Here is a 6,245-nt window from a genome sequence, read left to right as displayed (position 1 = left end):
GCTGCGTTCGGCGGCCGACGTTTTCCCCATCGAATTCCGCCACATGGAACGCGCGCGGCGCGTGCTCTACGGAAGCGATCCGTTCGTAGGCATCACGATCTCGGACGCGAACTTGCGCCATCAAACCGAGTACGAACTCCGAAGCAAACTCATTCAACTTCGCCGCCACTACGTGCCGGCATCGAACTCGGCCGAGCGCCTGTGTGCGCTGATGGCGGAAAGCTTTTCGAGCGTGGCGGCGCTGCTTGTGCCCGCGCTCATCCTGAGCGGCGAGAAGAACCCGCCTGTGGTCAAACGCGAGCTCGTCCAACTCGCCGTTGAACGTTTCGCGCTGGACCGCGCGACCTTCGACGCGCTGCTCGAACTGCGCGCGCGCACAACGAGCGACCTTGATCTCGCCGAAGCTGAACGGCTATTCGCAGCATATCTTGCGCAACTCGAACGTCTCATCGCCGCCGTTGACTCCTTGAGAGCGACGACGGGAGATGCGACGTGAAACCGGACCAACGAACCGACGACGATTGAAACGCCAGCGGGGATCATTCGACAACACTTCGCACCGTGAGGGAGAGAATCAAGATGAAGAAGAAACATTTCGCGCTGCTCGCTGCCATCGCTTTGATCGCGCTCGCCAACAGTGGCTGCGGCTACAACACTCTGGTCGAAAAGCAACAGAACGTGCGGGCTAAGTGGGCCAACGTCGAGGCGACCCTGCAACGACGCGCTGACTTGATCCCTAATCTGGTCGCCGCCGCACAAATGGCCGGCATACAAGAGCAGGAAGTCTTCGGCCAAATCGCCCAAGCGCGGTCGCAATTGCTCAACGCGACGCAGGGCGATCCGCAAAACCGCACGCCCGAACAACGCGAGCAGATCATTCAAGCCAACCAAAATCTCAGTTCCGCGCTCGGGCGGCTTCTCGTGCTCGTTGAAAACTATCCGACGCTCCGTTCCAATGAGAGCTTCTTGAAACTTCAAGACGAGATCGCCGGGACGGAGAACCGCATCGCCGTCGCGCGACAGGATTACAACGCAGCGGTGCAGGATTACAACACGACGCGCAACCAGTTCCCGATGGTCTTGGTTGCTGGCCTCTTCGGCTTCAAGGAGGAGCCCTACTTCCGCGCTGAGGAAGGGGCGCGCGAAGCGCCGCGCATCGACCCGAACGCGTTGCGCCGCAACAACGCCAACAGCAACGCGCGTTGACGTAGCCAGTCGGCGCACAGCTCCTATCTCTTCCAAAGGGAACCGCGTCGAGCGCCCTCTTTCTTCGAAGGGAAAGACGTCGAGCGCGTTGTCTTTCCTCTTTTCAAGGGCATCGGAGTAGGAGAGGCGATGAGCGAACGCCTACTCGGCTCGACCGGAAGAGACCAAAAGGCAAAAGCGCTTCGCGCTCATCTTCAACCGAAGATCGGAGTTCGCACTTGAAGACGCGACGGGACTTTGAGAACGCAGCTCAATCGCTCAGGGGACGCACGGAAGAAGCGGCGACACCGAAAGGCCGTGATTGGCGCAAGGAAGCGCTTCGCCGCAAATTGTGCGAAAACCATCGCTGCAGCGATGAGAACAGAACGCCGTTTATCTGGTGCGATCGATGTCGAGTTCAAAAGCCGCGCGCGCTGCACATCGCGCAATGATCGCAAGGCTTGCCGCCGGGTTCGAGGTTGCAGATCTTCTCCCGTTGAAGAAAATCGACGAGTTCAGCGACGGCCTCGCCGACCTCGAATCGTTCTTGACTCGGGTGAGAGATATAGGACGAAGCGCGTTGGCTTGACCGGACCGGTTCGGCAGCTTGCGTTGTTTGGATCGGGCTAGCGGGTTCGACGGCTGGCGTCGAGCGTGCTTCGATTCGCGCCTCGATGCGAGCCAATCGCTGCTCGATCTTGGCGAGAGCAGCGCGCAAAGCCGAAAGGTCGTCTGCAGGCGCAGGGCGCTCCTCGTCCAAGCGTCGCGCGATGCGTTCGGCCACGGCGCGAATTTCCCGCTCATCCATCATAGCGTTTGCTCCTGCGACAGCAGATCGATCCGATCAACGACGCCGACGATTGCCGAATCAATGGCGGCGCCAGCACGCCCCGTCGCCACCACCGATGCGCTCCAACCTTCTTGTACGACGAGCACCGTATCGCCCACGCCAGCGTCCACCGCATCGAGCGCCAGCAACGTCGCGCCCGTCTCTTCGCCTTCGGGCGTGATCGGTTGACAGATCATGATGCGCGCGCTGGCGTAACGATCGTTCTTCTGCGTGGCGACCACCGAACCGATAACCCGCGCGAGAATCATTTACGCTTTCCCTTCACGACGTGCGCCGGCGAATCGACGATGCCGACGATGGTGCAATCGGTCGGCGTATCCTCACGCTCGAACGGGAAGCTCGCCTCTTTGCCGCGACACCAGAAGACGAGTTCGCCGATGCCGGCGCCGACGGCATCGAGCGCGACGAGCGGTCTTCCTTGCGGGCGCAGATCTGCATCAAGCGTCTGGATGACGAGCAGCTTGCGCCCTTCAAGCGCCTCGTTCTTCTGCGTAGCGACCACCGTACCGATGACGCGTGCAAGTTGCATGGGAGAAGTTCTCTAAGCGCTTCTTGTCCTTCGTCGCCGCACAAGCGGCGATGATGGCGCGCGAGCTCCATGCTCTTCCGATCGCTTTCAATCGGCGATGAAATCGACCGTATCGACCACGCCGATGATCGCGGCATCAACGGGCGTATCTTTCATGCCCTGTGCTAGGCGCGCGCTTGAGCCCGAAACCACAAGCACGCGCTCGTGAAAGCCGGCGCCGACGGTATCAACAGCGACCAAGTAGCCGCTTCCATCCGACCCATCGAGATTAAGCGGGCGAACGATGAGCAGTTTGCGCCCTTCGAGCTTCGGATCCTTCTGCGTCGAGACGACGGTGCCGAGGATGCGCGCGATGATCATCCGCCTTGGTAGTTGAAGCTGACGGGCAAGTTCTCGTCCACGCTCGCGTGTGGACGCGGAATGACGTGAACGCTGACTAGTTCGCCCACGCGCCGCGCGGCAGCGGCACCAGCATCGGTGGCCGCCTTGACCGCCGCCACGTCGCCGCGCACGATGGCGGTGACGAATCCGGCGCCGATCTTTTCGTAACCGACGAGCGTGACGTTGGCCGCTTTGACCATAGCATCTGCCGCCTCGATCATCGCCACTAGGCCTTTGGTCTCAACCATGCCAAGCGCTTCCATATCTCTTCTCCTTGAAAACGGTCTCCTTTCCGCCCAAAAGATTGTAACTCAACTCGCGCCTTGAACGCGACGCGGCAGAATGTACTTCAAACGCGCGGCGCTTGACAAACCGCGAGATCAGATGACCTGTGCCCATGCTTCATTGAGCGCTGCAATGAGACGCGCGACATCGCCAGCCGTATTGAAGAAATGCGTGGCGACGCGAAAGCCTTCGGGCTTTTCCGTGACGGCAATGCCGCGCGCTTTCAGGTGTGCGACCACGCGCGTCGGTTCAGCCGCAGCTACCAAAGTCTCTGCCGAACGCGCTTCGCCCGCTGGTGAAAGGACGCGCCATCCGGCTCGCTCCAATTCGCGCGTCAAATGTTGGTTCAAGGCGAGGGCGCGTTCCGCCACACGCTCCGTGCCGAGACCGAGGAGATATTCAGCCGCTTTGCCGAGCGCGAAGATGCCGGCAAAATGTGGGCAGCCGATTTCGGCTCGTGCCGCCGCATCGCCGCGCGGGTTGCAACGGTCGTTGCGCATGGCGAACGGCTCGTGCACGCTCATCCAACTGATGGCGCGCGGTGCGGCGCGCGCCATCACGCGCCGACTTAAATAGACGAACCCGACGCCGTAACCCGCACACATCCACTTGTGTCCCGTTGCGCACAGCGCATCGATGCGCATGCGTTTGACATCGAGCGGCAGCACGCCCGCCGATTGGCTGGCGTTGACGACCAGCCAATGATCCCCTTTAGCGCGACCGATCTCGAACAGGTCGGCGCGCGCGCCGTTTGAGTATTGCACGTGGCTGATGGAGATGATGGCGGTTCGCTTGGTCATCGCGTCACGGATCGCTTCGGCGGTGAGGCAGCCATCGGGCGTCGCGGCGAAATGGACCGCCATGCCGCGATGCAACCACGGAATGGTGGAGACTGGAAACTCCAGCTGGCACGAGATAACTTCGCCTACGCCCTCGAGCGCATCCACGATCAGGTTCATGCCCGTCGAAGTGTTGGTAGTGAAGGCGATTTCGTCCGGATCGGCATTGATCACACGCGCGACTTTCTGGCGCGCCTCTTCGATCTGTTCGCGCCACTCGAACCACCGCGCGTCGCCGCTTGTCAGCATGTCTTGATAGAAGCCAGTGGCCGCTTCGGCGACGGGGCGCGCCACCGGTCCGGCGGCGGCGCTGTTTAGATAAACGAGCCGCTCCGTCACCGGAAAATCGCTCCTGACTCTTTCCCAATCGATGATCCTGTCGCTCAATTCACACCTCTCGTTTGGCCGGCTTACCAGCGCTTCTAATTTCGCCGTGCGATCTGATTGCGACCAACTCCGGCTTCGCTCAATGGAGGAGGGTCGAAACCAACATCGCGCGCCGGCGCGGCTTGACCTCGCTCGGTTTCAAGACTATCTTCGCTTCTGCCCTCGCGTCCAGCGTTCGGCGAAGAGCATGGTGCAGATGTGCCTCTTCCCGCTGGGTTTTAAGAGCGTCTCGACAAGACGACGATCATGTCTCAACAAAACGTCGCATCGTTGCCAGCATGGACCATCGCTGGTCACATCGAACCGCAAAGAGGGCATCTCGCCATCAATGGGGTGGACGCCATTGAACTGGCGAAGCAGCATGACACGCCGCTCTTCGTCTTCTCCGAACCGCGTATTAGCGAGAACATCGCGCGGTTGAAACGCGCCGCGCAGCGGGCGAGTCGCCCGATTCGCTTCTGTTATGCCTCCAAAGCCAATTCGCTCATGGCCGTTCTCGGCGTCGTCCGCGATGCGGGGATCGACATCGAAGTGAACAGCGGCGGCGAACTCTACAAAGCGCTGCGCGCCGGATTCCGTCCCGATCAGATCGTCTTCAACGGGACGAGCAAAACAGAAAGCGAGATCAACCAAGCGGTCGAAGCCGGCATCTACGCCATCAACGTCGATTCGATCTACGAGATCGAACTCGTCCTGAAATCAGCGCGCATGTTGGGCAGTCGAGCGCGCATCGCATTGAGGCTCGTGCCCGAAGTTGAAACGCGCTCGCACCCGGGGTTGCAAACGGCGCTGCTCACCTCGAAGTTCGGCATCTCGGCGGCGGAGGTTGACACCGCTTTCAGCCGCGCTCTTGCTCATCCAGAGCTGGTCCACCTTTGCGGCCTACACATTCACGTCGGCTCACAAACGCCCGACGTCGAGCCGTTTGCGCGCGCTTTCGAAGTCATCTGGCGACATCTCGTCGCCGTTCATCACGCGACCGGCCACATGATCGAACACATCAACCTCGGCGGCGGCTTTCCGGTCAACTATCTGCGCGACCGCGCGCAAGCCGAGGCGCTGCCCGCACACGAACGCGAAATGTTCGCAGCCGATCTCGATCCGGCGGACGTGGTCGATGAAGTGTTGCGCGTTGCGCGGCGCGAGGCAGAGAAAGCGCAGGCCGAACATCTGTTCGATCGTCTGACTTTGCTGTTCGAACCGGGACGCAGCATCGTCGCCGATGCCGGCGTGCTGCTGACCGCGGTGCGCAACATCAAGCGCCGCCCCGAAACGGGCGATACATGGCTGTTGACCGACGCCGGATTTAACCTCTTGCTCTCGATGAGCACCTACCACTGGTACTATCAATTGATCAGCGCCGCACGCGCCGACGCGCCGCATGACGCGCCGTACAAAGTGGCCGGTCCGCTCTGCGACTCGGGCGACGTCTATTTCGATATCGAGCGTCAGGGGCGCCTTCCGGACTACCGTTTGTTGCCACGCGACGTGCGCCCCGGTGAATTGCTCGCGCTTCTCAATGCAGGCGCCTACACAGTCGCGCAGATGTTCCCTTACAACGGACGCCCGCTACCAGCCGTGGTCATGGTGCGCGGCGATGGGCGCAGCGAACTGATTCGTCGGCGCGATTCTTACGAAGACCTGCTGATGAACGAGGTTTGGTGTTGAATCAACGCTGACAGCGCCTTTGGCGCGTTAGCTTGCCGACGCTCGTTGAAAGAGGCTCTGCCACCACGCAACGTCGGCTTCTACCTCTCCTCTTTGCGCGTCGGCTAGAGTTCCAACCGCC

9 protein-coding genes are annotated in these 6,245 nt (G+C 61.1%); 3 read left to right on the top strand and 6 right to left on the bottom strand.

The features are described 5' to 3' along the window. On the top strand, positions 1–496 hold a 496-nt coding region (locus C4334_RS02050), incomplete at its 5' end, for a hypothetical protein (RefSeq protein ID WP_352430416.1). A gap of 83 nt (positions 497–579) precedes the next feature. After that, a complete protein-coding gene (locus C4334_RS02045) occupies positions 580–1,206 on the top strand; it encodes a LemA family protein (protein WP_352430415.1) in 627 nt (208 codons plus the stop codon). Between the two features lie 397 nt (positions 1,207–1,603). Here the strand turns inward: C4334_RS02045 and C4334_RS02040 are convergent, their stop codons facing one another. From C4334_RS02040 to C4334_RS02015, 6 genes are all read right to left on the bottom strand, one after another. Then, the gene (locus tag C4334_RS02040; RefSeq protein ID WP_352430414.1) at positions 1,604–1,996 is read right to left on the bottom strand and encodes a hypothetical protein; all 393 of its coding nucleotides are present in this window, start codon (positions 1,994–1,996) and stop codon (positions 1,604–1,606) included. Then, on the bottom strand, positions 1,993–2,283 hold the full coding sequence (locus C4334_RS02035) for a EutN/CcmL family microcompartment protein (protein ID WP_352430413.1): 291 nt from the start codon (positions 2,281–2,283) through the stop codon (positions 1,993–1,995). Before C4334_RS02035 ends, C4334_RS02040 begins: the two co-directional genes overlap by 4 nt. After that, on the bottom strand, positions 2,280–2,564 hold the full coding sequence (locus C4334_RS02030) for a EutN/CcmL family microcompartment protein (protein ID WP_352430412.1): 285 nt from the start codon (positions 2,562–2,564) through the stop codon (positions 2,280–2,282). Before C4334_RS02030 ends, C4334_RS02035 begins: the two co-directional genes overlap by 4 nt. Before the next feature lie 87 nt (positions 2,565–2,651). Then, on the bottom strand, positions 2,652–2,924 hold the full coding sequence (locus C4334_RS02025) for a EutN/CcmL family microcompartment protein (RefSeq protein ID WP_352430411.1): 273 nt from the start codon (positions 2,922–2,924) through the stop codon (positions 2,652–2,654). After that, the gene (gene eutM / locus C4334_RS02020) at positions 2,921–3,208 is read right to left on the bottom strand and encodes an ethanolamine utilization microcompartment protein EutM (protein ID WP_352430410.1); all 288 of its coding nucleotides are present in this window, start codon (positions 3,206–3,208) and stop codon (positions 2,921–2,923) included. The genes C4334_RS02025 and eutM overlap by 4 nt, the downstream gene beginning before the upstream one ends. Positions 3,209–3,325: 117 nt before the next feature. Continuing rightward, positions 3,326–4,456: an aminotransferase class V-fold PLP-dependent enzyme gene (locus C4334_RS02015; RefSeq protein WP_352430409.1), complete on the bottom strand. Its 1,131-nt coding sequence runs from the start codon at positions 4,454–4,456 to the stop codon at positions 3,326–3,328. A 246-nt stretch (positions 4,457–4,702) separates the two neighbouring features. Between C4334_RS02015 and lysA the strand changes: the two genes are divergently transcribed. Next, a complete protein-coding gene (lysA, locus tag C4334_RS02010) occupies positions 4,703–6,124 on the top strand; it encodes a diaminopimelate decarboxylase (protein WP_352430408.1) in 1,422 nt (473 codons plus the stop codon). Positions 6,125–6,245: the final 121 nt, after the last annotated feature.

The sequence above is a fragment of the Pyrinomonas sp. genome, from assembly GCF_040289685.1.
Lineage (GTDB): Bacteria > Acidobacteriota > Blastocatellia > Pyrinomonadales > Pyrinomonadaceae > Pyrinomonas.
Note: the sequence above shows the minus strand (reverse complement) of the source record. Positions and strands in the feature narration are given on the sequence as shown.